This window comes from Serratia rubidaea, from assembly GCF_016026735.1.
In the GTDB taxonomy this organism is placed as follows: domain Bacteria; phylum Pseudomonadota; class Gammaproteobacteria; order Enterobacterales; family Enterobacteriaceae; genus Serratia_B; species Serratia_B rubidaea.
Window position 1 is genome coordinate 195,701 of sequence record NZ_CP065640.1, and the last position, 25,592, is coordinate 221,292.

25 protein-coding genes are annotated in these 25,592 nt (G+C 61.1%); 4 read left to right on the forward strand and 21 right to left on the reverse strand.

The annotated features are described in order from the left end of the window. The first annotated feature begins 115 nt into the window (after positions 1 to 115). Positions 116 to 1,492, forward strand: a complete 1,377-nt coding sequence (xseA, locus tag I6G83_RS00890; protein WP_054306425.1) for an exodeoxyribonuclease VII large subunit — start codon at positions 116 to 118, stop codon at positions 1,490 to 1,492. Between the two features lie 34 nt (positions 1,493 to 1,526). Here xseA and I6G83_RS00895 read toward each other — a convergent pair whose 3' ends face one another. Continuing rightward, complete coding sequence (locus I6G83_RS00895) at positions 1,527 to 3,890, reverse strand: glycoside hydrolase family 31 protein (protein ID WP_054306412.1); 2,364 nt, start codon at positions 3,888 to 3,890, stop codon at positions 1,527 to 1,529. A gap of 11 nt (positions 3,891 to 3,901) precedes the next feature. Next, positions 3,902 to 5,209 (reverse strand): MFS transporter, encoded by a 1,308-nt coding sequence (locus tag I6G83_RS00900; protein WP_054306411.1) that lies wholly within the window; start codon positions 5,207 to 5,209, stop codon positions 3,902 to 3,904. Positions 5,210 to 5,531: 322 nt separating this feature from the next. Between I6G83_RS00900 and I6G83_RS00905 the strand changes: the two genes are divergently transcribed. The 3 genes from I6G83_RS00905 (at position 5,532) to I6G83_RS00915 (ending at position 8,042) form a co-directional block, all read left to right on the forward strand. Further along, positions 5,532 to 6,614 (forward strand): LacI family DNA-binding transcriptional regulator, encoded by a 1,083-nt coding sequence (locus I6G83_RS00905; RefSeq protein ID WP_015673403.1) that lies wholly within the window; start codon positions 5,532 to 5,534, stop codon positions 6,612 to 6,614. Positions 6,615 to 6,675: 61 nt separating this feature from the next. Next, positions 6,676 to 7,701 (forward strand): M4 family metallopeptidase, encoded by a 1,026-nt coding sequence (locus I6G83_RS00910; RefSeq protein WP_054306410.1) that lies wholly within the window; start codon positions 6,676 to 6,678, stop codon positions 7,699 to 7,701. Next, on the forward strand, positions 7,701 to 8,042 hold the full coding sequence (locus tag I6G83_RS00915; protein WP_054306409.1) for a protealysin inhibitor emfourin: 342 nt from the start codon (positions 7,701 to 7,703) through the stop codon (positions 8,040 to 8,042). Before I6G83_RS00910 ends, I6G83_RS00915 begins: the two co-directional genes overlap by 1 nt. 18 nt (positions 8,043 to 8,060) lie before the next feature. On the opposite strand, the gene I6G83_RS00920 is transcribed toward I6G83_RS00915, so the two are convergent. The 19 genes from I6G83_RS00920 to iscU all read right to left on the reverse strand — a co-directional run bounded on the left by I6G83_RS00920 (position 8,061) and on the right by iscU (position 25,587). Next, complete coding sequence (locus I6G83_RS00920) at positions 8,061 to 8,285, reverse strand: zinc ribbon domain-containing protein (protein ID WP_054306408.1); 225 nt, start codon at positions 8,283 to 8,285, stop codon at positions 8,061 to 8,063. Positions 8,286 to 8,298: 13 nt separating this feature from the next. Continuing rightward, a complete protein-coding gene (locus tag I6G83_RS00925) occupies positions 8,299 to 9,255 on the reverse strand; it encodes an AEC family transporter (protein ID WP_054306407.1) in 957 nt (318 codons plus the stop codon). Positions 9,256 to 9,387: 132 nt separating this feature from the next. Continuing rightward, on the reverse strand, positions 9,388 to 10,881 hold the full coding sequence (gene der / locus I6G83_RS00930) for a ribosome biogenesis GTPase Der (protein WP_015673408.1): 1,494 nt from the start codon (positions 10,879 to 10,881) through the stop codon (positions 9,388 to 9,390). Between the two features lie 175 nt (positions 10,882 to 11,056). Further along, positions 11,057 to 12,238 carry an outer membrane protein assembly factor BamB gene (gene bamB, locus I6G83_RS00935; RefSeq protein WP_015673409.1) on the reverse strand — a complete coding sequence of 394 codons (1,182 nt, stop codon included), beginning with the start codon at positions 12,236 to 12,238 and terminating at the stop codon, positions 11,057 to 11,059. Positions 12,239 to 12,250: 12 nt separating this feature from the next. Beyond that, positions 12,251 to 12,871 carry a YfgM family protein gene (locus tag I6G83_RS00940; protein ID WP_015673410.1) on the reverse strand — a complete coding sequence of 207 codons (621 nt, stop codon included), beginning with the start codon at positions 12,869 to 12,871 and terminating at the stop codon, positions 12,251 to 12,253. A gap of 13 nt (positions 12,872 to 12,884) precedes the next feature. Then, entirely contained in the window at positions 12,885 to 14,159 is a 1,275-nt protein-coding gene (gene hisS, locus I6G83_RS00945; protein ID WP_015673411.1) for a histidine--tRNA ligase, read from the reverse strand. A 127-nt stretch (positions 14,160 to 14,286) separates the two neighbouring features. Next, a complete protein-coding gene (gene ispG / locus I6G83_RS00950) occupies positions 14,287 to 15,408 on the reverse strand; it encodes a flavodoxin-dependent (E)-4-hydroxy-3-methylbut-2-enyl-diphosphate synthase (protein WP_015673412.1) in 1,122 nt (373 codons plus the stop codon). Between the two features lie 50 nt (positions 15,409 to 15,458). Continuing rightward, complete coding sequence (rodZ, locus tag I6G83_RS00955; RefSeq protein ID WP_061322541.1) at positions 15,459 to 16,439, reverse strand: cytoskeleton protein RodZ; 981 nt, start codon at positions 16,437 to 16,439, stop codon at positions 15,459 to 15,461. Next, the gene (gene pilW, locus I6G83_RS00960; RefSeq protein ID WP_054306786.1) at positions 16,429 to 17,166 is read right to left on the reverse strand and encodes a type IV pilus biogenesis/stability protein PilW; all 738 of its coding nucleotides are present in this window, start codon (positions 17,164 to 17,166) and stop codon (positions 16,429 to 16,431) included. The genes rodZ and pilW overlap by 11 nt, the downstream gene beginning before the upstream one ends. Positions 17,167 to 17,260: 94 nt before the next feature. After that, on the reverse strand, positions 17,261 to 18,457 hold the full coding sequence (locus I6G83_RS00965) for a bifunctional tRNA (adenosine(37)-C2)-methyltransferase TrmG/ribosomal RNA large subunit methyltransferase RlmN (RefSeq protein WP_015673415.1): 1,197 nt from the start codon (positions 18,455 to 18,457) through the stop codon (positions 17,261 to 17,263). Positions 18,458 to 18,718: 261 nt separating this feature from the next. Beyond that, positions 18,719 to 19,144 (reverse strand): nucleoside-diphosphate kinase, encoded by a 426-nt coding sequence (gene ndk, locus I6G83_RS00970; protein ID WP_015673416.1) that lies wholly within the window; start codon positions 19,142 to 19,144, stop codon positions 18,719 to 18,721. A gap of 186 nt (positions 19,145 to 19,330) precedes the next feature. Continuing rightward, complete coding sequence (sseB, locus tag I6G83_RS00975; RefSeq protein ID WP_054306787.1) at positions 19,331 to 20,164, reverse strand: enhanced serine sensitivity protein SseB; 834 nt, start codon at positions 20,162 to 20,164, stop codon at positions 19,331 to 19,333. 66 nt (positions 20,165 to 20,230) lie between these two features. Further along, the gene (gene pepB, locus I6G83_RS00980) at positions 20,231 to 21,526 is read right to left on the reverse strand and encodes an aminopeptidase PepB (protein WP_015673418.1); all 1,296 of its coding nucleotides are present in this window, start codon (positions 21,524 to 21,526) and stop codon (positions 20,231 to 20,233) included. Between the two features lie 155 nt (positions 21,527 to 21,681). After that, positions 21,682 to 21,882 carry a Fe-S cluster assembly protein IscX gene (gene iscX, locus I6G83_RS00985; RefSeq protein WP_015673419.1) on the reverse strand — a complete coding sequence of 67 codons (201 nt, stop codon included), beginning with the start codon at positions 21,880 to 21,882 and terminating at the stop codon, positions 21,682 to 21,684. A gap of 32 nt (positions 21,883 to 21,914) precedes the next feature. Then, positions 21,915 to 22,250, reverse strand: coding sequence for an ISC system 2Fe-2S type ferredoxin (fdx, locus tag I6G83_RS00990; RefSeq protein ID WP_015673420.1), 336 nt, complete (start codon positions 22,248 to 22,250; stop codon positions 21,915 to 21,917). Between the two features lie 2 nt (positions 22,251 to 22,252). After that, positions 22,253 to 24,103, reverse strand: coding sequence for a Fe-S protein assembly chaperone HscA (hscA, locus tag I6G83_RS00995; protein ID WP_054306788.1), 1,851 nt, complete (start codon positions 24,101 to 24,103; stop codon positions 22,253 to 22,255). A 24-nt stretch (positions 24,104 to 24,127) separates the two neighbouring features. Then, positions 24,128 to 24,646 (reverse strand): co-chaperone HscB, encoded by a 519-nt coding sequence (gene hscB / locus I6G83_RS01000; protein WP_015673422.1) that lies wholly within the window; start codon positions 24,644 to 24,646, stop codon positions 24,128 to 24,130. Between the two features lie 101 nt (positions 24,647 to 24,747). After that, complete coding sequence (iscA, locus tag I6G83_RS01005; RefSeq protein ID WP_015673423.1) at positions 24,748 to 25,071, reverse strand: iron-sulfur cluster assembly protein IscA; 324 nt, start codon at positions 25,069 to 25,071, stop codon at positions 24,748 to 24,750. Positions 25,072 to 25,200: 129 nt separating this feature from the next. Further along, positions 25,201 to 25,587 (reverse strand): Fe-S cluster assembly scaffold IscU, encoded by a 387-nt coding sequence (gene iscU, locus I6G83_RS01010; protein ID WP_015673424.1) that lies wholly within the window; start codon positions 25,585 to 25,587, stop codon positions 25,201 to 25,203. Positions 25,588 to 25,592 lie beyond the last annotated feature (5 nt).

Genomic DNA, 25,592 nt, shown 5'->3' on the forward strand with positions numbered 1-25,592 from the left:
ATACAGAGCGGAATCGGTTGCCTCCAGCACTTTCTTACAAAAACTCTTGATTAGCTGTTTGAGGCATGTAGTATCAGTCAATTAAGTGGTTGTTTTGAAATTTGATCTGGGTCACATGTCGCTACCTACCGCACCGTCCATTTTTACCGTAAGCCGCCTGAATCAGACGGTTAAACAGCTCCTGGAAATGGAGATGGGGCAGATTTGGCTCTCCGCCGAGATCTCAAACTTCTCCCAGCCCGCTTCCGGCCACTGGTATTTCACGCTGAAAGACGACCGCGCGCAGGTACGCTGCGCGATGTTCCGCAACAGCAACCGCCGCGTCAATTTCCGCCCGCAAAACGGCCAGCAGGTGCTGGTGCGCGCCAGCATCACGCTGTATGAGCCGCGCGGCGACTATCAGCTGATCGCCGAAAACATGCAGCCGGCAGGCGACGGCCTGCTGCAGCAGCAGTTTGAACAGCTCAAGCAGCAGCTGGCGGCCGAAGGGCTGTTCGACCAGCAGTTTAAACAGCCGCTGCCCAGCCCGGCCAAACGCCTTGGCGTGATCACCTCCGCCAGCGGCGCCGCGCTGCACGATATTCTGCAGGTGCTGCAGCGCCGCGATCCGTCGCTGCCGATCGTCATCTACCCCACCTCGGTGCAGGGCGCGGACGCGCCGCTGCAAATCGTCCGGGCGATTGAAGCCGCCAACCGACGCGATGAGTGCGACGTGCTGATCGTCGGCCGCGGCGGCGGCTCGCTGGAAGATCTGTGGAGCTTTAACGACGAACGCGTGGCGCGGGCGATCTTCGCCAGCCATATTCCAGTAGTCAGCGCCGTCGGCCATGAAACCGACGTCACCATCGCCGACTTCGTCGCCGACCTGCGCGCCCCTACCCCTTCCGCCGCCGCCGAACTGGTCAGCCGCAATCAGCTGGAGCTGCTGCGCCAGCTGCAGTCGCAGCAGCAGCGGCTGGAAATGGCGATGGACTACTATCTGGCGCAGCGCCAGCAGCAGTTCAGCCGCCTGCACCACCGTCTGCAGCAACAGCATCCGCACCTGCGGCTGGCGCGTCAGCAGACGCTGCTGTTCAAGCTGCAGCGCCGGCTGGAAGAAGGCATGCAGCATCAGCTGCGCCACAGCGAACGCCGCAGCGAACGCCTGCAGCAGCGCCTGAATCAGGTGCAGCCGCTGGGGCGCATTCACCGCGGCCAGCAGCGCATTCAGCAGCAGGAATACCGGCTGCAGCAGGCGCTGGAGCGTCAGTTGAACGGCTACCGTCAGCGCTTCGGCGTCGCCTGCAGCCAGCTGGAAGCGGTCAGCCCGCTGGCAACGCTGGCGCGCGGCTACAGCGTGACGCAAACCCCGCGCGGCGAAGTGCTGAAAACCACCAAACAGGCGCAGGTGGGCGAGATCCTGAAAACCCGTCTGCAGGACGGCTGGCTGGAAAGCGAAGTGAAAACCATCAGTAAGGTGAAAAAGCCGCGCAAGAAGCGCGCGGCGGAATAGTCATCAGCGGGCGCCGTCACGGCGCCCGTTTTATTTAGTCCAGCGTATAACCGCTCGCCCGCTCGCCGTTGATCCACAGTTCGCGCGTTTCCGCCGCCGGCAGCGTCACCGCCAGCTGCCGCCACGCCGGACGGAAATCCCCTTCACAACTCACCGTCAGCGTAATGCGCTGCGCGTCGCAGCGCATGCGCCAGCGCAGCCACAGCGCGCCGCCCTGCCGCCAGGCGTCGCTCTCGCCGTCGTCTTCATACAGCAGCCCCGAGCTTTCCCCCTGCTGCAGCGGGAACAGCTTGAGTTCGCGCTGGTCATCCGCCGCCACGTCAACGTGCGCCAGACGGCGCGAAAGCGGCAGAGCGGCACCGGCCCGCACCAGCAGCGGCAAACGCTCCAGCGGCGCCGGCAGCGTTACGCTCTGCCCGCCGCTGAACCACTGCCCGCTGTAGAAGCAGTACCAGCCCATCTGGTTATCCGGCAGGTACACCGTACGCTCACGCTGCTCCGGCTCCACCACGCTGGCCACCAGCAGATCGCGCCCCAGCATAAAGTCGTCGTTCTCACACCAGACGCGGCTGTCCTGCTCATGATCCAGGAAGGTCGGCCGCAGCATCGGCTCATCTTCGGCGCAGGCCTGCCACAGCAGCGTATACAGATACGGCATCAGCCGATAGCGCAGGTTGATCGCCTGACGGATCATCGGCGTCGCCGCCGGATACATCCAGGGTTCATTCACCGTGGCGTCGTCGTTCCAGGAGTGGATGGTAAAGCGCGGATGCATCACGCCGTTCTGCACCCAACGCACCAGCAGCTCGGCGTCCGGCTTGTCGCCGGAGAAGCCGCCGACGTCATGGCCGACGTTATACAGGCCGGACAGGCTCATCCCCAGGCCCATGCGGATGTTGTAGCGCAGCGTCTGCCAGCTGGTGCGGTTATCGCCGCTCCAGGTCTGCACATAGCGCTGCATGCCGGCGCAGCCGGAGCGGGAGATCAGGTACGGCCGCAGGCCGGGCGCAAAGCGCTGTTGGGCCTCCATCGAGGCGCGCATCATCAGCAGCGGCATCACCGGGCGGATATGCTTGATGGCGATCGGCCGGCCAAACCCGTGGCAGCGCGCTTCACCGTCCCACACTTCGTATTCGTTGTTGTCGTTCCAGGTAGAATCAATGCCCATCTCCAGCAACTGCTGCGTCACGCCCTGCTGCCACCAGCGCACCGTCGCCGGGTTGGTAAAATCGAGGTGCGAGCCTTCGTCATCCCAGAAGCTTGAGCGTTCAGGCGCGTCGCTTTGTGAATCGCGGATAAACAGCCCCTGCTCCGCCACCGCGGCGTACTGCGGGTGGTCCTGCAGCAGGCAGGGTTTGATATTCGCCGCCAGCTTCAGCCCCGCCTGATGAAACGCCGCGCTCAGCGCCTTCGGCTGCGGCACCTTGTCGTAGTTCCAGTTGAACACGTAGCGTTTATCGTTAATCGAGGTGTAGCCGGAGGAGAGCTGGAACGAGTCGCAGGGGATCTCATGCTGGCGGCACAGGGCGATAAACTGCTGCAGCTGCTGCTGCGCATCCGGCGCATCGGTGTAATGCATGGTGGAGCCGCTGTAGCCCAGGCTCCACTTCGGCCCGAAGTGGGTTTTACCGGTCAGGCGCAGCAGCGCTTTGGTTACGTCCAGCACCTGCGGCCCGAGGAACAGGTAATAATCCAGATCCCCCGCCTCCGCCTGATAGCGGCGGTAGGCCGGATGGTAGTTATCCAGCTCATTGCCCAGATCCAGCCAGCAGCTGCTCAGGTTGTCGTAGAACAGGCCGAAGCTGACGTCCTCGCGCCGGGTGATGGTAAAGGGAATGTGCTTATACAGCGGATCGGTGCTGGCGGCGTTGTAGCCCATGGCGTCCAGGTTGCGCATCTCAAAACGGCGGCCGCTGCGCTCCAGATCGCCGGATTTCTCCCCCAGCCCGTAATAGCGCTCGCCGCCGAAGCGGCGCTGATAGTGCGCCACGCCGTCGCCGTGCGCATTCAGCAGATAGGCGCTGGTCGGCCGGTCCGCCGCCAGCGGGCGCCACTGCCCGTCGGCGCCGCAATACTCCCACTCCAGCCACAATGGCTGGTGCACCGTCACCCGCAGCGCGGCGCTGGCCACCACCAGCCGCTGGTCATGCTGTTCCAGACGGTAGCCCGGCAGGCCAAAGCCCGCCACGCTGAGGCGGTCGCGCCCTTCCCACGGCACGTCCTGCTGCGGCGCAATGCTCCAGGTGCGGTCCAGCGCCAGCTCGCCGTTGCGTTTCAGCAATACGCGGAACAGATCCTCTTCCAGTACGTAGAGGCAAAACAGGTGCTGTCCATCCACCAGCAGCTCGATGCGGTCGTCATATTGGCCGGCCAGGGTCCAGTTCTTTAGCGTTTTCATAGGCATCCATCTTACGGGTTAAGTGTTTTTTTCTTGCCGCGTTCGGCAATCAGGGCAATCAGGAACAGCGCGCCGATCAGGTCGAAAAAGCCCATCGCCACAAACAACGGGCCAAAACCGACGGTGTCGGACACCGCGCCGATCAGCAGCGTAAACAGGAAGCTGGCGATCCAGGCGCTGGAGCCGCGCATGCCGTTAACCGTCGCCACCTGGTTTCTGTCGAACGACTCCACCACCAGCGCGCTCAGCATGCAGGAGATCACCTGGTGGCCGAAGCCGCCGATCGAAATCAGCAGGATCGCCAGGTAGGGATCTTTGGTGATCGCCACAAACGCCAGCGACACCATCATGAAAGCGCCGGTCACCGAACTGGCGACCACCGAATTCACGCGCGTGCAGCCGAACCATTTGCGGTACAGCGTGGTGAGATAGCCACTGGCGACGCTGCCGATATCCGCCGCCAAGAACGGCAGCCAGGCGAACATGGCGATCTGCTTCAGGTCCATACCGCGTTCGCTGGCCAGATACAGCGGCACCCAGAAGCTGAAGACCGCCCAGGCCGGCTCGGCGAGAAAGGCCGGAATGGCGATGCCGTAGAATTTTTTATTTTTGGCCAGCAGCTTGAGGGATTTAAAGAACGGCAGGCGCGCCAGTTCAGGCTCATTGTCCGCGCCGATCAACGCCAGCTCCTGCTGGCTCAGATTAGGGTGCTGCTGCGGTGCATGGTAGAAGCGCCACCACAGCAGCACCCAGACCATCGCCAGCGCGCCGGAGAACAGAAACGCCCCCTGCCAGCCGAACGAAACGTGGGCCACCACGATAATCGGCGGCGCCAGCATCGCGCCGATGGAGAAGCCCACCCCGGCCCAGCCGGCGGCGATCGGCCGCTCTTTTTTCGGGAACCAGTCGGAGATCGCCTTGGCGTTGGCCGGCGTGGCGGCGGCTTCCGATGCGCCCATAAAGAAACGCAGGATCGCCAGCTGCAGCCAGCTGCCCGCGCCGGCGTGCAGCATACAGACCAGCGCCCAGACGCTGGCGCAAATCAGAAAGCCCATCTTCAGGCCAATCACGTCAATCAGCCAGCCGCACAGAGGCTGGAACAGGGTGTACGCCAGCTGGAAAGCGGCGACCACCCAGGAATACTGCTCGGTGGTCATATTCAGGCTGGTCTTCAGCTCCGGCGCCAAAATGCCCAGCGAGTTGCGGGTAATGTAGTTGACCGTTACCCCCAGCAGAAACAGCGCCAGCATCCACCAGCGTAACGATTTGAACTTGCGCCGTCCGCTGTGTACGGCTTCCTGGTTTATCTCAACACTCATCTTCTCTGCTCCGCGGCGTCGGTTATGTCACCTCGGCCTTATTTATGGGTACATGTGTTATTCGGAGGGATTAACAGCGGCGTACAAACCCCGCCCTGTTACGACAATCCGGTGCAGTAAAACCGCCAAATTGGCCTGATAACTCGGGCAAATTGGTGAACCAGATCAGACTATCGGCCCGCGGTAAGGAGAGAAACGTGGTTTTTTGCAAAAATTCTCATACATTAAGTAACAACGGCGCTGCAGGTCGGTAACGCCAGTAAATACGCTAATCCGCCTTGATGAAAAAATTTTCATCGCGCGATTTGAACGGGATCACAAAATGAACGGAAAGCTGAAAGTGCAGGAAATTGCCCGCCAAACCGGTCTGTCGATCAGTACGGTTTCCCGGGTATTGGCGGGCAAGGCCAATACCAGCAGCAGCGCGCGGCAGAAGGTACTGGAGTGCGCCGAGCGCAACGGCATTCTGCAGGCGATTTCCAGCGGACGGCTGATGCTCAACAGCGTGATGGTGTTTGCGCCGCAGCGCGCGTTTGACGTGCGCACCGATATTTTTTACTACCGGGTGATTCAGGGGATTATCGCCGCGCTGGCGCAGCACGAGGTCCGGATCCGCTACTGCGCGCTGGAAGAGACGCACAGCGACGGGGCGCTGTTCCTCAGCAAGATGAATGAGGCGCAAACCCAGGCGGCGCTGATTATCGGCATCGACGATGAGCATATCCACGCGCTGGCCGCCGATCTGCATAAGCCCTGCGTATTAATCAACTGCAGCGACCGCAGCATGCGGCTCGACAGCATCTCTCCCGACCACCAGCGCATCGGCGAATTTTCCGCCGGCTATCTGCTGCAGCAGGGCCACCAGCGCATCCTGCACCTGCAGTGTCTGCGCCGCCACACCATGGAGCTGCGGCTGGCCGGTATTCGCCAGGCGTATCTGCAGCAGCATATGCCGTTCGATGAAAGCCGGCAGCTGGTCACCACCTCCGGCTTTGGCAGCGCGGAGGCCGAGCAGGCGCTCACGACGTTTATCGGCCAGCTCGGCGACCGCGACGCGCTGCCGACGGCGGTGCTGGCCGGCGGCGACTATATGGCGGTCGGCGCGGTTAACGCCCTGCAGCGGCTCGGCTTCAGCGTACCCAACGATATGTCCGTGATGAGCATGGATGGTTTTAATCTGGCGGAAATCCACGACGTGCCGCTGACGTCGCTGCACGTGCCGCGCGACGAGCTAGGCTTTGAAGCCATCCAGCTGTTGCAGCGGCGCATGCTGCGGCCGGACGCCCCGGTCTGTAACCAGCTGCTGCAGGGGCGGCTGGCGATCCGCGAATCGGTCAAGCGCCTCAACGCGCAGCAGGCGACGCCGGCGGTGAGCACTTACCACCACAAGCTCTACGACGCGTGAACTACACTTAATGGCGTGTATCTGATGCGTTAACAGGCGCGACAGCCTAAGGAGAGCCATAATGTCTGACCTGCTTGCTCGTTCCGTTATTCCGCCTTATATCCTGCGACGGATCGTTGAACACGGCAGCGTACCGCAGCGCGACTGCGCCCAGCATACGCTGAACCACGTACAGAGCCTGCTCGGCAATATGCCGCTGCGCGCCGCCGGCAGCCAGAGCGCCGCCGCCGGCAGCGTGATGCGCGATATCTATGACGCGCAAAACGGCACCCAGCTGCCGGGCAAGGCGGTGCGCAAAGAGGGTCAACCCAGCAATCATGACGTGGCGGTGGACGAAGCCTACGACTACCTCGGCGTCACCTACGACTTCTTCTGGCAGGCCTTTAAGCGCAACTCGCTGGACAACCAGGGATTGGTGCTGACCGGCAGCGTGCATTACGGCCGCGAATACCAGAACGCCTTCTGGAACGGCCAGCAGATGGTATTCGGCGATGGCGACGGTGAAATCTTTAACCGCTTCACCATCGCCATTGACGTCGTCGGCCACGAACTGGCGCACGGCGTCACCGAAAGCGAAGCCGGGCTGGTCTATTTTCAGCAGGCCGGCGCGCTGAATGAGTCGCTGTCCGACGTCTTCGGCTCAATGGTCAAACAGTTCCATCTGAAGCAGACCGCCGACCAGGCCGACTGGCTGATCGGTGAAGGCCTGCTGGCCAAGGGCATCAACGGCAAAGGGCTGCGCTCGATGTCCGCCCCCGGCACCGCCTATGACGATCCGCTGCTGGGCAAGGACCCGCAGCCCGCCAGCATGCAGGACTATATCGACACCAAAGAGGATAACGGCGGCGTACACCTCAACTCCGGCATTCCCAACCGCGCGTTTTATCTGGCGGCCAGCGCCCTGGGCGGCTACGCCTGGGAACAGGCCGGCGTGGTGTGGTACGACACGCTGTGCGACAAAGCGTTGCCGCAGGATGCCGACTTCGCCACCTTCGCCAGGCTGACCGTGAAACACGCCGGCCAACGCTTTAGCCAACAGGTGGCGGATAAAGTACAGGCAGCCTGGCGGCAAGTGGGGGTGGAGTAATGCGTCCGCTGCCGGCGCTCAGCCAGGGAACGGTGATTGAGCTGGCCCGGGAAGGCGGCTTTGCCTTTATCCCCAAGCTGGCCGGGCTGCGGCGCATCGTTATCGCCGATATCTCGCCGGATGAATGCGCGCGTCTGGAGCAGTTGCTCAATCAGTCGCTGCCCTACGCCCGCGAGGAAGGACAGCCCGACTCTCCCGGCTGTGGCGACCAGCGCTACTTTCGCGTGCAGATCGATTACGCCGATCGGGACGGCAGCAGCCAGATCGTGCTGCTGATCCCGGAAAGCGAGGCGCCGCAGGCGCTGGTCGATCTGTGGGAGACCGGCCAGGTGGATAAATAGCCGCGCGGCGCCAGCGTCTCAGTCCAACGGCAGATAGCGAAAGCGCACGCGCTTTTTGCTAATCAGCCCGTGGCCGTGCTGGCACAGGTAATCCACCGCGCCGCAGGCCTTCAGCTCCTGCAGCGGCTGCCCGCACTCCGGGCAGTCCGCCAGTTGCCGGTAGTCGCGCCGGCAACCCTGGCAATGAAAGTGACCGTTCACCCACGTCATCGGCTGACCGCAGTCGGGACACAGTGCGTCCATCCGTTTTCTCCTGTCAGATTGCGCCCCAGGAACGTAAGAAGTAAATCCCCAGCGCGGTGGTGAAGAAAGAGCCGACGGTGGTGATGGCGATAATATTGGCCGCCAGCGTCGCATTGCCGCCCATCGCCCGCGTCATCACGTAACTGCCGGAGGCGGTCGGCGTGGCGGAAAACAGGAAAATAATCCCCAGCGCCGCGCCCTCGAAGCCGCACAGCCAGCCGCCCAGCGTCATCAGCAGCGGCACCACAAACAGCTTGGCCGCCGAGGAGAGCGCCGCCACGTTGGAGGAGCGGAACATCGCCCGCAGATCGAGGCTGGCGCCGGTGCACAGCAGCGCCAGCGGCAGCGACAGGCCGGAGATATAACCGCCGGTCTGTACAAGCACCTGCGGGATACCCAGCCCGGTCTGCGCATACGCCAGCCCGCACACCAGGCCGATAATCAGCGGATTGGTGACGATGCCGCGCAGCAGGGACAGATGGCTGACTTTCTTATCCGGCCCGCCCTGCAGGCTGCGCGTCAGGGTGAACACCGACAGCACGTTGAACAAAATCACAGTGACCGTCAGGTACAGCGAACCCAGCGCCACGCCCTCTTCGCCGTAGGCGGTCATCGCGTAGGCCAGGCCGACGATGGCGGTATTGGCGCGGAAGCCGCCCTGCACAAAGACGCCGCGCTCACGCGGCTCTTTCACCAGCCACTTCGCGGCGATCTCCAGCATCAGGAAGGTGGCGACGGTGCCCAGCGCGCCGTACATCACCAGCGGCAGGTTAGCCAGAATGTGCGGGTGGTTGGTGGCAATGCTGAAAAACAGCAGGCACGGCAGCGCCAGGTTGAACACCAGTTTGCTGGTGCCGTCGATAAAACGGTCGTCCATCAGTCGCCGCTGGCGCAGGAACACTCCCAGCAGCATCATCAGTAAATTCGGTACGGTAACGCTGAATGCGAAATTCCAGGTTTCCCAGGACATGGTGTTCCTTCAGACTTAATGCGGCAACAATAATACTCAGATAATAAAACGATTTTGGCTAAATAAAAAAGGGCGCAGTCAACGCCGCGCCCTGTTCTCTCCGCCATACCTCTTGGTTTAGGTATATCCGGTTTATTTTTTGCCTTTCTTCAGATGGCTCATCAAGCGTTTGCGCTTGCGCATCTGGGTCGGCGTCAGCGTGTTGCGTTTGCCGGCGAACGGGTTCTCCCCCTCTTTGAACTGGATGCGGATCGGCGTCCCCATCACGTTCAGCGAGCGGCGGAAGTAGTTCATCAGGTAACGCTTATAGGAGTCCGACAGATCGGTCACCTGGTTGCCGTGAATCACTACGATCGGCGGGTTGTAACCGCCGGCGTGGGCGTACTTCAGCTTCACGCGACGGCCGCGCACCAGCGGCGGCTGGTGGTCGTCCGCCGCCATATTCATGATTTTGGTCAGCAGCGAGGTGTTAACGCGGCGCGTGGCGCACTCGTACGCTTCCTGCACCGACTCAAACAGGTTGCCGACGCCGCTGCCGTGCAGCGCAGAAATAAAGTGCACGCGGGCAAAGTCAACGAAGCCCAGACGCAAGTCGAGCATCTCTTTGACGTGCTCGCGGTCCTCTTCGCTCATGCCGTCCCACTTGTTGACCGCAATCACCAGCGAGCGCCCGCTGTTGAGGATAAAGCCGAGCAGCGACAGATCCTGATCGGAGATGCCTTCGCGCGCATCGATCACCAGCAGCACCACGTTGGCGTCTTCGATCGCCTGCAGCGTTTTGATCACCGAAAACTTCTCAACGGTTTCCGTCACCTTGCCGCGCTTACGCACGCCGGCGGTATCGATCAGCACATATTCCCGCTCATCGCGCACCATCGGAATGTAGATGCTGTCGCGGGTGGTGCCCGGCATGTCGTACACCACCACGCGCTCTTCACCGAGGATACGGTTGGTCAACGTGGATTTGCCGACGTTCGGCCGGCCGACAATCGCCAGCTTGATCGGCAGATCCTGCGGGTTAAAGTCTTCTTCCTCGTCAGCCGGAATGCCTTCTTCTTCCAGCTCGCCGTTCTGCTCCGCCCAGTAGGCGGCGTTGGCCTCTTCTTCGCTGAGCTCGACTTCCTGCTCTTTTTCCGGCACAAACGGCACCAGCACGTGTTCAATCAGCTGCGTGACGCCACGGCCGTGTGAGGCGGCGATAGGGTATACCTCGCCCAGACCCAGCGCATAGAAATCGGCGCTGGCCATATCCGGGTCGATGCCGTCGGTTTTGTTGGCCACCAGGAAGGTCGCCTTCTGACGGCTGCGCAGATGCTGGGCAATGCCCTGATCGGCCGGCATCAGCCCGGCGCGCGCATCCACCATAAACAGCACGATATCCGCTTCTTCAATCGCCAGCAGCGACTGGCCGGCCATATGGGTTTCGACGCCATCTTCGGTACCGTCAATGCCGCCGGTATCGATGATGATAAATTCGTTGCCCTCTACTTCGGCACGACCATACTTGCGGTCACGCGTGAGCCCGGGGAAATCCGCCACCAGCGCATCGCGCGTACGTGTCAAACGGTTAAACAAGGTGGATTTACCCACATTCGGGCGCCCGACCAGCGCGACGACAGGTATCATTGTTGAAGCCTCTATTACTTAAATTATCAATGCGTTACCACGCTACGGATGGACACCGGCAGCGCAGCTTATAAAAATACGAAACGGCCCCTGAACGTTTCAGGAGCCGTTGTGCCCGCACGGCGTCAGGCGATGACGCCCTGGCCTGCGGGTCTCAGAGCCGGAGCGACCGGGCTCAGCGGGTAAATGCGTAAACCTCGCCGCCCTTGGCCTGCACCACCAGCTTCTCGCCCGCCACCATCGGCGCAGACAGGAAGCCGGAGCTGTCCACTTTCTGCTGAGCGACGAAACGGCCGTCGGTAGTGTTGATCCAGTGCAGATAGCCTTCGGAATCGCCCACCACCAGATAACCATTATACATCGCCGGCGGCGTCAGGTTACGGTGCAGCAGCTCGCTCTGCGTCCAGACGGTCACGCCGCCTTCGGTGCTCAGGGCGATCACGCGGTCGTTTTGGTCAACCATATAGATACGGCCGGCATCAACGATAAAGTCGCTCACTGAGCCCAGCTCGCGCTTCCACATAATCTGGCCGGAGCGCAGATCCAGCGCCGCCAGGTTGCCATTATACCCCAATGCGTAGACAACGCCGTCAACGATCACCGGCGTGGTGTCGACGTCGTTAAGACGATCGATTTCCGTCGCGCCGCTCGGCTGGGAAATACGCTGCTGCCAGATCAGCTGGCCCTGCTGCATCAGTACGGCGTTGACGCGGCCGTTATCGCCGCCGACAATCGCCGCGCCGTAGGCGGTGGACGGTGCGGATTCGCCGCGCAGCGACAGCGCCGGCATATCCAGGTTAACGGTCCACTTCACCGCGCCGTCGGCTTCGTTAAACGCCTGCAGCTGGCCGTTGCTGGTGTGCACCAGCACCATGCCGTCGCTCACCACCGGACGGGACAACACTTCACCGGCGGCCTTGGCCTGCCAGGCCAGCGTGCCGTCAGAGGTGTTCAGCGCGTAAACCACCGCCTTCTCACTGCCCACATAGGCGTTGGAGCCGGCAACCGTCACGCCGCCGGACAGCAGGGCTGAACGGTTGCTTGAGAAGAAGCCGGTTTTCTCGGACAGGTCAACCTTCCACTTTTCTTTACCGCTGTCGGCGTCCAGCGCCTTCACAATGCCATGACGGTCGGCAGCATACACGGTGCCGTCCTGGTAGGCCGGACGCAGGTGCGAATAGTATTCGCCGATGCCGTCGCCGACCGAAGTGCTCCAGGTTTTGCTCGGAGTAAACTGATTTTCAACTTTTGGCAGCGGAGACATGGTGACCACGTCTTCTTCGCTGTTGAACAGCGAACAACCGCTCAGCAGGGCGGCGGAAACCAGCCCGACCAAGAGTGTTTTACGCAATTGCATTGGGAATTCCCCTTAGCTGGACAAGTTATTCAATTTCATGCGCAGCAGCGCCTGCTGAGCCTGAGAAGGATTGGATTCAAGACCTTTGCTGTAGGCTTCACGCGCGCCTTTGGCGTCGCCTTTCGCCAGCAGTACGTCGCCGCGGATATCCGCCAGCATCGCCGCCCAGCCTTCGCCCTTGACGCCATCCAGCGTTTTCAGCGCTTCATCCAGCTTTTTTTCCTGCAGTTGGACGCGCGCCAAACGCAGGTTAACCACTGACAACAGGTTATCTTCTTTCGCTTTCCCCTGCGCCAATACCAGTTGCTGTTCCGCTTTCGCAAAATCTTTTTGTTCAACGAAATGCTTCGCCAGCTCCAGCGCCGCCATCACGCCGTAGCTGTTGCCGTTCGCCTGAATAAACTGCTCCGCAGCGGCGACGTCGCCCGATTTGCCGGCAGCCAGCGCTTCGCTGGTCTGCTGATAAGACTGGGAGGCAGCCAGCATATTGGAGTCCTGATGACTCTGCCAGAGACGCCAGCCAACCAGGGCACCAATGCCAAGCACCACGCCAACCGCCAGCGCCTTGCCGTTTTCGGCAAAGAAGCGGCGGAGAGCGTCAACCTGTTCGTTTTCGGTGGTATAGACTTCCACGGTGTCCTTCTCCTTAACCTAACATCAAAGCCAGCTTCGCCGCGAGTTCGCTTTGCGCCAGCGTTTCTTGTTCACCACTACGCAGGTCTTTCACCACCACCTGCTGCTGCGCCACTTCGTCTTCACCCAGGATCAGCGCCACGCGAGCGCCCCATTTATCCGCGCGGGTGATTTGCTTCTTGAAGTTGCCGCCGCCGTAGTTAGTCATTAATTTCAGCTGCGGTGCGGCGTCGCGCACCTGCTCCGCCAGACGCATCGCCGCGCTCTGCGCACCCGCGCCGGAGGAGATAACATAGATATCCACCGTCGGATCGGGCTGGAATTCCGGGTTCACCGCCTGCACCAGCAGCACCAGACGCTCCAGCCCCATGGCGAAGCCGACCGCCGGCGTGGCGCGGCCGCCCAGTTGCTCGACCAGGCCGTCGTAACGGCCGCCGGCGCACACGGTGCCCTGCGCGCCCAGGCTGGTGGTGACCCACTCAAACACCGTGCGGTTGTAGTAATCCAGGCCGCGCACCAGACGCTCATTAACGCTATATGGGATACCGGCGGCGGTTAAAAGTTCACACAGGCCGTCGAAATGGGTCTTCGACTCGTCATCCAGGTACTCGGACAGGCGCGGCGCGTCGTTCAACAGCGCCTGCACGTCCGGGTTCTTCGAGTCCAGCACCCGCAGCGGGTTGCTGTACATACGGCGCTTGCAGTCTTCATCCAGCACCTCGACGTGCTGCTCCAGGAACGCCACCAGCGCATCGCGGTAGTTGGCGCGCGCCTCGAGCGAACCGATGGAGTTCAGCTCCAGCTTAACGTGCTCGGCGATGCCCAGCGCTTTCCACCAGCGTGCGGTCAGCAGGATCAGTTCGGCGTCGATGTCCGGACCCTGCAGGCCGAACACCTCGGCGCCCAGCTGATGGAACTGACGATAGCGGCCTTTCTGCGGACGTTCGTAACGGAACATCGGGCCGATATACCACAGACGCTGTTCCTGATTGTACAGCAGACCATGTTGGATACCGGCGCGTACGCAACCCGCCGTCCCTTCAGGGCGCAGCGTCAGGCTTTCGCCGTTGCGGTCGTCGAAGGTATACATCTCCTTTTCCACGACGTCGGTCACTTCACCGATGGCGCGTTTAAACAACGGGGTCTGCTCTACAATCGGCAACCGGATTTCGCTGTAACCGTAGCTGCCCAGCACCTGCTTCAGGGTGCTCTCAATACGCTGCCATAATGCCGTTTCTGCCGGCAGGTAATCGTTCATGCCGCGAATGGCTTGAATGTTCTTTGCCACGTGAGTTCTCTGTTCGTTTTATATAAAAATGAACCCGATTATAGGGACTTTCGCCTGCGCGATTCAATGCGCAAGCGCCCCCGGGTTCATCTGGGGGGCAGACATCAGGCCTGCCCGGCAATAGTGCTTACTTTTCCAGCATGTTGACCGTGATGCGCTTGCTTTCATCCATCATCGCCGCTTTGGCGCGGATTTTGGCTTCCAGCTGGTCAATCATCTGCTCATTGTCAAAGCGCTCTTTCTGGCGTACGCCGTCTTCGTAGAAACCGCTTTTCTTGTGGCCGCCGGTCACGCCCATGGTCGAAACCAGCGCCTCGCCCGGGCCGTTCACCACGCAGCCGATGATTGAGACGTCCATCGGCGTGATGATATCTTCCAGGCGCTGCTCCAGCGCATTGACCGTGCCGATAACGTCAAACTCCTGACGCGAGCAGGTCGGGCAGGCGATAAAGTTGATGCCGCGTGAACGGATGCGCAGCGATTTCAGAATATCGAAGCCGACCTTCACCTCTTCCACCGGATCCGCCGCCAGCGAGATGCGCAGCGTATCGCCGATGCCTTCCGACAGCAGCAGCCCCAGGCCGATAGCCGATTTCACCGACCCGCTGCGCGCGCCGCCGGCCTCGGTAATGCCCAGGTGCAGCGGCTGATCGATACGCGCAGCCAGCAGACGGTACGACTGCACCGCCAGGAAAACGTCGGAGGCTTTCACGCTGACCTTGAACTGGTCGAAGTTGAGACGGTCGAGAATATCGACGTGGCGCATCGCGGATTCCAGCAGCGCTTCCGGCGTGGGTTCGCCGTACTTTTCCTGCAGATCTTTTTCCAGCGAACCGCCGTTGACGCCGATACGAATCGGGATGTTTTTATCGCGCGCGCAGTCAACCACCGAGCGAATGCGCGATTCGTTGCCGATATTGCCGGGGTTGATGCGCAGGCAGTCAACGCCGTATTCGGCCACCTGCAGGGCGATGCGGTAATCGAAGTGAATGTCCGCCACCAGCGGCACGTTGACCTGCTGCTTGATCTGCTTGAACGCCTCGGCGGCGTCCATGGTCGGTACGGAAACGCGGACGATATCAACGCCGACGCGTTCCAACGACTTGATCTGGTTAACCGTGGCTGCGACATCGGTAGTACGGGTATTGGTCATCGACTGCACCGCAATCGGCGCGCCGTCGCCAATGGGCACCTTGCCGACGTAAATGCGTGTTGATTTGCGACGGTTAATGGGTGCTTGGTTATGCATCACTTACTCTTCTCCATTGCTGCTCATCACTCAAGACGCCAGCCGCGCAATCACTGCGCGGCAACGGTCAGACGGGCAACACGGTTTGACTTCACAAACCGGCTTAAATCTACCGGTTTACCTTGATATTGAATCTGTACTGCCGCCGGCGCGCCGATGGTCAGTTTATAAGGCGCTGTACCGGTCAGGTTCAGCTTGCCGCCGCTTTTCTGCATGCCGCTGAACAACGTTTTACCGCTGGCGTCGGTCACCTGCAACCAGCAATCGGCGGAAAAATCCATCACCAGCGCATTCGGATCGACCGCCGGTGCGGCAACCGCGGCATCGCCGGTCGGCAGAGACGCGCCGTTGTCGGCCGGCGCGGCATCAGGGATGCTGGCCTGGCTTGGCGCCACTACCGCAGGCTGCTGCTGTGCGGCAGCATCGCCGCCCGCCGCCGGTGCGGAGGCCGCAGGCGCGGCTGCCGTGCTATCGGCCGGCGCTGGCGCCGAACCGGCATCCGCCGCCGGCGTCTGCGTATCGGCATTATTGTCCGTCAGCGGCACCGACTGGCCTTCGCTCTGCTGCGACAGCTGCGCCGACGACTGGTTGGCCATGTTGGCGATCTCATCCTGCTGCGCCTTGTGGTTTTGCCACCACCAGGCGCCGGTCAGACCGACCACCACAAACAGGATCAGCCAGGTAAAGCTCATCAGCCAGCCGTCGCGCTTTTTGCGCCGCTTGCCCAATGAAAAGCTTTGCATCGGCGCCACCTTGGCCATTTTTACCGGCGCCTGTTTGGCCATCGCCGGCAACAGCTCATCCTCCGGCACATGCACCAGCTTGGCGTAAGAGCGGATGTAACCGCGCACGAAGGTCGAAGCCAGATCGTCCGACAGGTTGTCCGCTTCGATATCGCGTACGGTCGACATTTTGAGACACAGGCGTTCTGCAACGGCCTGCTGACTCAGCCCGAGCTGCTCTCGGGCCTGACGCAGACGCTCGCCTGTCGTCATGGATACGGTTTTGTCTTGGGAGGCTTCAGTATTCATCGGCTAAGAACTGCTGGTACTGTTTGGATTGTGGAAAACTTCGCGCCAACTGCCTGCCATAACGCTGAACGCTGTCCTGGCGGCCGGCTAACGCGGCGAAACGAATCTGTAACCATAAACTGTCGGCACTGGCCGGCAGAACGTGCTGATAAACATCCAATAGAAACTGCGACTGCGCACGTTTCCCCGCACCAAATTGCTTTTCAGCCTCGACCAACAGCGGCGAACCTTTATCCGGTTCAGCCTTTAAGGCCTTGATCAGCAGCGGCCGCGCCCGATCGTACTGACCCGCCTGGAAAAAACAGTAACCCGCGTTTTCCAGACTGTCGGCGAACCGGCCATAATCGGCGGCTGATGCCGCTGCGCTAAACTGCTGTTGCGCCTCTACATACTGCCCTAAACTGCAAAGAAACGCACCGTAATTATTCAAGACGCTACCATTGCCCGGCGCCAATTTCAGCGCCTGCTGATAGCGCTGCCGCGCGGCGTCGGACGCGCCGACGCGCTGCTGATACAGCGCCATTCCCAGCTGGGTCCGGTAATCCTGCGGCGCGGCGTCCGCCGCCTTCGTCAGATTTTTGCGCGCCGCCTCCAGGTTGCCCTGCTGCAGATACGCCAAACCCAGCTGCAAACGCGTCTGCGCCGCCGCCGGGTTGTCCGGCGCGGAGCCGGCGCAGCCGGCCAACAGGCCTGCCGTCAACAACCATCCCCAGGGTTTCAGCTTCATGCCGTTTAAACTCCTTGTACGATGTTACCCGATCGCCTGAGGGATTGCTGTTTACATAACAGGCTGTTAGATAACTAAAATCTTCCTATAGATTTCAGACCGTCTGCACCTTGATAGGTTCCCCGGCCATTTTCTTTTTCAGCGTGCGCTTGGTGCGGTCAATCACCTCGCCCGCCAGCTGGCCGCAGGCCGCGTCGATATCATCGCCGCGGGTTTTACGAACAATAGTCGTAAAGCCGTATTCCATCAACACTTTGGAAAAACGATCGACCCGGCTGTTGGAGCTGCGGCCATACGGCGCGCCCGGGAACGGGTTCCATGGGATCAGGTTAATCTTGCACGGCGTATCCTTCAGCACTTCCGCCAGCTGATGCGCGTCGTCGGTGCTGTCGTTGACGTGATCCAGCATCACGTACTCCACCGTCACCCGCCCCTGGTTGGCGTTGGACTTTGCCAGATAGCGGCGCACCCCGGCCAGGAAGGCTTCGATGTTGTATTTGCGGTTAATCGGCACGATCTCATCGCGCACCGCGTCGTTCGGCGCGTGCAGCGAGATCGCCAGCGCCACGTCGATCATGTCGCCCAGCTTGTCCAGCGCCGGCACCACGCCGGAGGTCGACAGCGTGACGCGGCGCTTCGACAGGCCGAAGCCGAAATCGTCAAGCATGATTTCCATCGCCGGCACCACGTTGGTCAGGTTGAGCAGCGGCTCGCCCATGCCCATCATCACCACGTTGGTGATCGGACGCTGGCCGGTAACCTTCTGCGCGCCGATGATTTTCGCCGCGCGCCACACCTGGCCGATAATTTCCGATACGCGCAGGTTGCGGTTAAAGCCCTGCTGCGCGGTGGAACAGAATTTACACTCCAGGGCGCAGCCTACCTGCGAGGAGACGCACAGCGTCGCGCGGTCGGCTTCCGGGATATAGACGGTTTCGACCTGCTGGTCGCCGACTTTGATCGCCCACTTGATGGTGCCATCGCTCGAGCGCTGCTCTTCGGCCACTTCCGGCGCGCGAATTTCGGCAATCTGCTGCAGTTTGCCGCGCAGCACCTTATTGATATCGGTCATCTGCTCGAAATCATCGCAGCAGTAGTGATAGATCCACTTCATGACCTGGTCGGCGCGGAACGGTTTCTCCCCCAGCGAGGCGAAAAACTCACGCATCTGCTGACGGTTCAGGTCCAGCAGGTTAATTTTGGCGGCAGCCGGTTGCTCCGTTTTAACGGATTGATCTTGCATAGAATTATTTTCAGACACGGTGTGCTCGGACGCGATGGGTTCTAACATAATGATCTTTAGCCTCGTTATTACACGTTATGGCTGGCTCCCTCTCGGGAACAAGAATGGGCGAAGTGTGTTGTTATCCCTGCCGGCGCTTTCTGGGCGGCGGACTCTGGCGGGATAAAACACGCCCTGGACAAGTTGACTCATCCAGGGCGCGGCATTGTACAAATTTTAGTAGCGAGTTTCCACGACGGGAACGCATTCAGGGCATTTTTATTGTTTCAGCCGGTGAATATGATCTTTCGTCGGAAGAAACCAACGCTATCAACGCGGGCAGATTTCGCTGTCGTTGAAGAAGTAAGCGATTTCACGCGCAGCAGATTCCGGGGAGTCGGAACCGTGCACCGCGTTAGCGGTGAAGCTGTCAGCGAAGTCAGCACGCAGGGTGCCGGCCAGCGCGTTGTCCGGGTTGGTTGCACCCATGATGTCGCGGTTGCGCTGGATAGCGTTTTCCGCTTCCAGAACCTGCACCATGATTGGACCAGAGGTCATGAACTCAACCAGACCATCGAAGAATGGACGGCCTTTGTGCTCAGCGTAGAAGCCTTCAGCTTGCTCACGGCTCAGCTTCAGCATTTTAGCGGCGATAATTTTGAAACCCGCACGCTCGAAACGCGCATAGATAGCGCCGATGTCGTTGTTGGCTACGGAGTTTGGTTTAACGATGGAAAAGGTACGTTCTACGGTCATAATGGCCTCAGTCTGACTTCCTAATACGGCCGGACTCAGAAAAAATCCGCCGGCCTTGTTCAAGTGGCGCAAATTATATGTGCGCTATTAACGCTTGCCTACGGGAAAACCAACATTTCTTTAAAAAAATATTAGCGCCGGCGTCGATTTCGCCGCCAAAGCCCGCAGGCGCGTCACGCTGCGCCGTTATTGGCTGGTATCGGTGGAAGGAATGATATTGCGCAGCCAGCTGCCCCAGCGCCGCTGATAGAACGGCTGGGTATGGGCAATCAGGTAGTGGCTGACGCCGCGCTCTTTTTCCGACACCAGGCAGAAGTCCACCGGTTCGTCATCCGCCAGCGCCTCGCTGGCGACGCTGCCCGCCTCCTGAATCAGCGCGTCGATCTCGGCCGCATCGCCGTCCACTTCCACCCCCACCAGCAGGTTGGGTTTCTCATCCAGCGCGCGATCGTGCATCAGCGCCAGAAACGCCCGGCGCACCGGCTTACGCTGGCTGAACAGCGTGGTCAGCGCATCCACCATCGCCGCCGGATACACCTCCGGCTGGCCGAGCAGGATTTGCGAATCCTTGTCGATGTAGTGTTCAACCGGCTTGCTCACCCCGCCGTTTGCCAGCAGCTGCGCCACTTCTTCCGGGTAAAACTCTTTGCCGTACTCGGCCTTCGGGTTCAGGAACAGTTCGGCGCCCTGGGTGATTTCAAACAGCACCCGCGCCGGCATGGCGATAAACGGCTGTTCGTCCTCCACCGCCTGCTGCAGCAGACGCAGCGACGAGAAGAACGGCACCACGCTGCTGCCGTCCTGCTTTTCCCAGTGCTGAATGTTCACCGGCGTATCGGCATCCAGCGTAATATTGCCTTCTTGCTGCACCTGCTCGCCGTCGCCGAGAATATAAACGGTGGACTCCAGCAGCTCGCGGAAAAATGCCGGCCGGTGCGCCGCCTCGCTGACCGCCAGCTTCAGCAGGCGCTCCAGTTCATTGTCGTCAGCGGCGACGGTATCGTGATGGTGGGAACTCATGACCAACTCCAATTATTAAGGGGCCAACGCTCCGGCCCCTTACATCTATTAACGATATGTTCAGCGTTATTTCGCTTTGCTCAGCAGCAGGTTGGCGACGGCGCGCACGCCCAGCCCGGTCGCGCCGGCGGACCACTGATCCACCGCGCCTTTGCGGTAGGTGGCGGAGCAGTCGATGTGCAGCCAGCCCTGCTGATAGCGCGTGACAAAGTGCGACAGGAAGGCCGCTGCGGTGCTGGCGCCGGCGCTGTAGGCCGCGCCGGCGATGTTGTTCAGCTCGGCGAAGTTGGACGGCAGCTGGCTGCGGTGGAACTCCGCCAGCGGCAGACGCCAGAACGGCTCGTGCTCTTCCTGCGCGCTGCTGAGCAGATCCTGCGCCAGCGCGTCGTCGAAGCTGAACAGCGCGTGGTAGTCATTGCCCAGCGCGGTTTTCGCCGCGCCGGTCAGGGTGGCGCAGTCGATAATCAGTTCCGGCTGCTGTTCGGAGGCATCGATCAGGCCGTCGGCCAGCACCAGGCGCCCTTCGGCGTCGGTATTCATCACCTCGACGGTTTTACCGTTGCGATAGCGGATGATATCCCCCAGCTTGAAGGCGTTGCCGCTGACCATATTGTCCGCGCAGCACAGGTAGAGCTTCACCCGCTTGTCGAGACCGCGCGCCGCCGCCAGCGCCAGCGCGCCGGTCGCCGTGGCCGCGCCGCCCATATCGGCCTTCATCGAATCCATAAAGGCGCTCTGCTTCAGGCTGTAGCCGCCGGTGTCAAAGGTGATGCCTTTGCCGACCAGGCAGGCGAATACCGGCGCGTCCGGATTGCCGCCCGGGTTGTAGTCCAGCGCCAACAGCACCGGCGGACGCGAAGAGCCGCGGCCGACGGTATGGATGCCGGCATAGTTCTGCTCGCGCAGGTCTTCGCCTTTGATAATGCGGTAGCTGACCGCATCGCAGCCGACGTCGCACATCAGGTCAACGGCGCGGGTCGCCAGCTGCTCCGGCCCCAGATCCTCCGCCGGCATGTTGATGGTGTCGCGCACCCAGTCGACGATCTTCAGGCGGCGGTCCAGCTCCTGGCGGTCGTCAGCGGACAGCTGCGGCCATTCAACGCTGCGCTGGCCCTTCGGCCCGCGGAACCCCTGCCAGAACGCCCAGCTTTGCTCCAGGCCCCAACCTTCGCCGGCCAGCGTCACCTGGCGGATGCCCTGGCCGTCGATTTTACGCGCCGCGCGCTGAATTGCGCCCAGTTTGCCGTTACCGGTCAGGTGAATGGTGATGCCGTCGTTGTTGGTGCTCAGCAGGGCTTTTTCGCCCCAGCGCGCATCGGCGGGCTGGTGGGACAGGGTAATCTGCATGGTTTCAGTCGTCATAGCCTACTCCGTATATGCTTTATGCCCGTCATAACTTCAGGTGACGGCGGTGTTGGCTGCGCCCGGTCACCCGAATTATTGAGGGTAGATTCGTTTTTATCGGTCGGATACAAAATAAACGGGCCGCCCATGGCAGCCCGTTACGCTATTAGTCGCTAGTCTGCTTCATCTAACCAGACCAGCAAAATCGCTTCCAGTATTTTCTCGTTGGAAGCCTGCGGATCGTCATCGAACTCTTCCAGCTCGCAAATCCACTGATGCATGTCGGTAAAACGCACGGTTTTCGGATCGGTGTCCGGATAGGCATCGTACAGGGCTTCGCCGATCTCGCGGCTGTCGGTCCATTTCAGTCCCATTATGATCTCCCGTTCAGGCTGACGGCTAACAATTAGTGCTCGCGCGCGTGGTTAACGGTATAGCGCGGCATCTCCACCACCAGATCGTCGTCCGCGACGCGCGCCTGGCAGCTCAGACGGCTTTCCGGCTCCAGCCCCCAGGCTTTGTCCAGCATGTCGTCTTCCAGCTCGCTGCTCTCTTCCAGCGAGTCAAAGCCTTCACGCACGATGCAGTGACAGGTGGTGCAGGCGCAGGATTTTTCACAGGCGTGCTCGATATCAATCCCGTTGCGCAGCGCAACATCGAGGATGGTTTCCCCTTGTTCCGCGTCCAATACCGCCCCTTCCGGGCATAAGTCCTGATGGGGCAGGAAAACAACTTTAGGCATGGTTAAACCTCATCCACAGAATGGCCAGCCAGCGCCCGTCGAATGGAGGCATCCATACGGCGCGCGGCAAAATCTTGCGTAGTCGCATCTAATGTTTTTATTGCGGCTTCAATGGCCGCCGGCTTGTCGCCCTGTACCGCCTGTTGCAAGGCGGCCACGGCGGCGTCGATGGCCTGGCGCTCTTGCGCCTCCAACAGCGCCGCATCGCTCGCCAGCGCGCCCTGCAGGCTTTCCAGCACGCGGGCGGCTTCCACCCGCTGCTCCGCCAGCATGCGCGCACCGACGTCGCTCTGCGCGTGGGCCATCGAATCTTTGATCATTCCGGCGATCTCGTCATCCGACAAGCCGTAGGAAGGTTTCACCTGAATCGACGCCTCGACGCCGGTGGATTTCTCCATCGCGGTCACGCTCAGCAGGCCGTCCGCATCCACCTGGAAGGTGACGCGGATATGCGCCCCGCCCGCCGGCAGCGGCGGCAGGCCGCGCAGCGTAAAGCGGGCCAGCGAACGGCAGTCCTGCACCAGCTCGCGCTCGCCCTGCAGCACGTGGATCATCATCGCGCTCTGGCCGTCTTTAAAGGTGGTGAACTCCTGCGCGCGCGCCACCGGAATGGTGGTGTTGCGCGGGATGACTTTCTCCACCAGACCGCCCATGGTTTCCAGCCCCAGCGACAGCGGGATCACGTCCAGCAGCAGCATTTCGCTGTCCGGCTTGTTGCCCACCAGGATATCGGCCTGAACGGCCGCGCCGATGGCAACCACTTTGTCCGGGTCGATCGACGTCAGCGGCGTGCGGCCAAAGAAGGCGCCGACCTGCTCACGCACCAGCGGTACACGGGTAGAGCCGCCCACCATCACCACGTCCTGCACCTCTTCCGCGCTGACGCCGGCGTCTTTCAGCGCGCGGCGGCAGGCCATCAGCGTGCGTTTGACCAGCGTGGCGATCAGGGCGTTGAACTGCTCGCGCGTCACGTCGCCCTGCCAGCCGGCGACGTTCACCGTCACGGACTCGGCGTCGCTCAGCGCGATTTTGGCCTGGATTGCGGCATCCAGCAGTTGGCGCTGCAGGCCGTGATCGCTGCGGTCGGCCACGCCGGCCTGTTCGCGCAGCCAGTCGGCCAGCAGGTGGTCGAAGTCATCGCCGCCCAGCGCGGAGTCGCCGCCGGTGGCCAGCACTTCGAACACGCCGCGGCTGAGGCGCAAAATAGAAATATCAAAGGTGCCGCCGCCCAAATCGTACACGGCGATGGTGCCTTCCTGGCCGGAGTCCAGCCCGTAGGCGATGGCCGCGGCGGTCGGCTCGTTCAGCAGACGCAGCACGTGCAGGCCCGCCAGACGCGCGGCGTCCTTGGTGCCCTGACGCTGCGCGTCATCAAAATAAGCGGGAACGGTGATCACCACGCCGTCCAGTTCACCGTCCAGCGCCTGCTGCGCCCGGTCGGACAGCGCCTTGAGGATATCGGCGGACACGCTGACCGGGTTAAGCAGCCCGGCGGCGGTGGCGATCATCGGCAGGCCGTTTTCGCTGGCCTGGAACTGATAAGGCAGGTTCGGATAGCGTTGCTGTACGTCGGCCAGGGAGCGGCCCATCATGCGTTTGACCGAGCTGATGGTGTTGGCCGGATCCTGCACCGCCTGCGCGCGCGCGGCGACGCCGACCTGCGTAGTCTGCTCGCCGTAGTGCACCACCGACGGCAGCAGGTGACGCCCTTCGGCGTCGGGCAGCGTTTCAGCCTGCCCGCTGCGCACCGTGGCGACCAGCGAGTTGGTGGTGCCCAGATCGATGCCGGCCGCCAGACGACGCTGGTGTGGCGCGGCGCTTAAGCCGGGCTCACTGATTTGTAATAAGGCCATGTCGAGCTTCCAGAATTAAAAAAATCACTCAAAACCCAGCAGTTTTTCTTCGAGTTGTTCAACCTGTTGCTGGAGTTTGTCCAAAAAGCGCAGTTTGCGCACGGTATCGGCGGCGTCGGTCCACTGTTCGTCGTCCAACTGCTGCACCATCTGGGCGCTGCGCTGCCTGACGGCGACGGCAAGGCGTTCGCCAAAGGCCGTCAACGCGGCGTCATCCGCCTTACGCTCAATGGCGTCAAGCTCTTCGCGCAGCTCCAGCTGTTCCATCAGGAACGCCGTATCGCGCAGGGTATGCTGTTCATTACCCAGGTCAAAGCCGTGCAACGATAACATATACTCGGCGCGTTTTAACGGGTGCTTGAGGGTCTGGTAGGCTTCATTAATGGTCGCCGCCTGCTGCAGCGCCATCAGGCGCTCGCGCTCCGGCTGGCTGGCAAAGCGGTCGGGATGGAATTGGCGTTGCAGATCCTGAAAGCGGGATGCAAGCAGGCTGCCGTCCACGGGATAGCGAACTGGCAGCCCGAATAAAGTAAAGTAATCCATAGCGTGCTCTGGGCGTTATCGTGAGGGTTTCGGGTCCCCCGCGCCGTGCGGGGGGCATCTCATCCATCCGCAAGGCCTCTGCGGAAGAACACGACGGGCTATCAGACGTTGAAACTTTCGCCGCAGCCGCACTCGCTTGAGACATTCGGGTTGTTGAACTTGAAGCCTTCGTTCAGGCCTTCCTTAACGAAATCAAGTTCGGTGCCGTCAAGGTAGACCAGGCTCTTGCCGTCAATGATCACCTTAACGCCTTTGTCTTCGAAAATAACGTCGTCGTCATTCACATCGTCAACAAATTCCAGCACGTACGCCATCCCGGAACAGCCGGAGGTGCGAACCCCAAGACGCAGGCCGAGACCTTTGCCGCGGTTATTCAGGAACGCCTGAACGCGTTGCGCAGCGCTGTCGCTCATAGTAATCGACATAACAACCTCACACTCAATATCCCCTGCATCTGGCAAACCGGCGTCGGGGAGCGGACCGGCCCCGGGACGCCAGACAGCGTCCCAATAAACGCGGGCGCAGCATGCAGCATGCTACGCCCCTACCTGAAATTACTTGGCGTCGTGCTTGCTTTTATAATCAGCAATCGCCGCTTTGATCGCGTCTTCCGCCAGGATAGAACAGTGGATTTTTACCGGTGGCAGTTCCAGTTCTTCCGCAATTTCGGTGTTTTTGATGGCTTCCGCCTGATCCAGCGACTTGCCCTTCATCCATTCGGTCACCAGCGAGCTGGAGGCGATGGCGGAACCGCAGCCGTAGGTTTTGAAACGCGCATCTTCGATGATGCCGGCGTCGTTCACCTTGATCTGCAGCTTCATCACGTCGCCGCAGGCCGGCGCGCCGACCATGCCGCTGCCGACGCTCGGATCTTCATTGTCGAAAGAACCTACGTTACGCGGGTTTTCGTAGTGATCGATTACTTTTTCGCTGTAAGCCATGACCT

Excerpts from the sequence above, each read along its gene's own strand:
- xseA (WP_054306425.1), top strand. The coding sequence starts at position 116 with ATGTCGCTACCTACCGCACCGTCCATTTTTACCGTAAGCCGCCTGAAT.
- I6G83_RS00895 (WP_054306412.1), bottom strand. The coding sequence starts at position 3,890 with ATGAAAACGCTAAAGAACTGGACCCTGGCCGGCCAATATGACGACCGC.
- I6G83_RS00900 (WP_054306411.1), bottom strand. The coding sequence starts at position 5,209 with ATGAGTGTTGAGATAAACCAGGAAGCCGTACACAGCGGACGGCGCAAG.
- I6G83_RS00905 (WP_015673403.1), top strand. The coding sequence starts at position 5,532 with ATGAACGGAAAGCTGAAAGTGCAGGAAATTGCCCGCCAAACCGGTCTG.
- I6G83_RS00910 (WP_054306410.1), top strand. The coding sequence starts at position 6,676 with ATGTCTGACCTGCTTGCTCGTTCCGTTATTCCGCCTTATATCCTGCGA.
- I6G83_RS00915 (WP_054306409.1), top strand. The coding sequence starts at position 7,701 with ATGCGTCCGCTGCCGGCGCTCAGCCAGGGAACGGTGATTGAGCTGGCC.
- I6G83_RS00920 (WP_054306408.1), bottom strand. The coding sequence starts at position 8,285 with ATGGACGCACTGTGTCCCGACTGCGGTCAGCCGATGACGTGGGTGAAC.
- I6G83_RS00925 (WP_054306407.1), bottom strand. The coding sequence starts at position 9,255 with ATGTCCTGGGAAACCTGGAATTTCGCATTCAGCGTTACCGTACCGAAT.
- der (WP_015673408.1), bottom strand. The coding sequence starts at position 10,881 with ATGATACCTGTCGTCGCGCTGGTCGGGCGCCCGAATGTGGGTAAATCC.
- bamB (WP_015673409.1), bottom strand. The coding sequence starts at position 12,238 with ATGCAATTGCGTAAAACACTCTTGGTCGGGCTGGTTTCCGCCGCCCTG.
- ispG (WP_015673412.1), bottom strand. The coding sequence starts at position 15,408 with ATGCATAACCAAGCACCCATTAACCGTCGCAAATCAACACGCATTTAC.
- rodZ (WP_061322541.1), bottom strand. The coding sequence starts at position 16,439 with ATGAATACTGAAGCCTCCCAAGACAAAACCGTATCCATGACGACAGGC.
- pilW (WP_054306786.1), bottom strand. The coding sequence starts at position 17,166 with ATGAAGCTGAAACCCTGGGGATGGTTGTTGACGGCAGGCCTGTTGGCC.
- I6G83_RS00965 (WP_015673415.1), bottom strand. The coding sequence starts at position 18,457 with ATGTTAGAACCCATCGCGTCCGAGCACACCGTGTCTGAAAATAATTCT.
- ndk (WP_015673416.1), bottom strand. The coding sequence starts at position 19,144 with ATGACCGTAGAACGTACCTTTTCCATCGTTAAACCAAACTCCGTAGCC.
- sseB (WP_054306787.1), bottom strand. The coding sequence starts at position 20,164 with ATGAGTTCCCACCATCACGATACCGTCGCCGCTGACGACAATGAACTG.
- pepB (WP_015673418.1), bottom strand. The coding sequence starts at position 21,526 with ATGACGACTGAAACCATGCAGATTACCCTGTCCCACCAGCCCGCCGAT.
- iscX (WP_015673419.1), bottom strand. The coding sequence starts at position 21,882 with ATGGGACTGAAATGGACCGACAGCCGCGAGATCGGCGAAGCCCTGTAC.
- fdx (WP_015673420.1), bottom strand. The coding sequence starts at position 22,250 with ATGCCTAAAGTTGTTTTCCTGCCCCATCAGGACTTATGCCCGGAAGGG.
- hscA (WP_054306788.1), bottom strand. The coding sequence starts at position 24,103 with ATGGCCTTATTACAAATCAGTGAGCCCGGCTTAAGCGCCGCGCCACAC.
- hscB (WP_015673422.1), bottom strand. The coding sequence starts at position 24,646 with ATGGATTACTTTACTTTATTCGGGCTGCCAGTTCGCTATCCCGTGGAC.
- iscA (WP_015673423.1), bottom strand. The coding sequence starts at position 25,071 with ATGTCGATTACTATGAGCGACAGCGCTGCGCAACGCGTTCAGGCGTTC.
- iscU (WP_015673424.1), bottom strand. The coding sequence starts at position 25,587 with ATGGCTTACAGCGAAAAAGTAATCGATCACTACGAAAACCCGCGTAAC.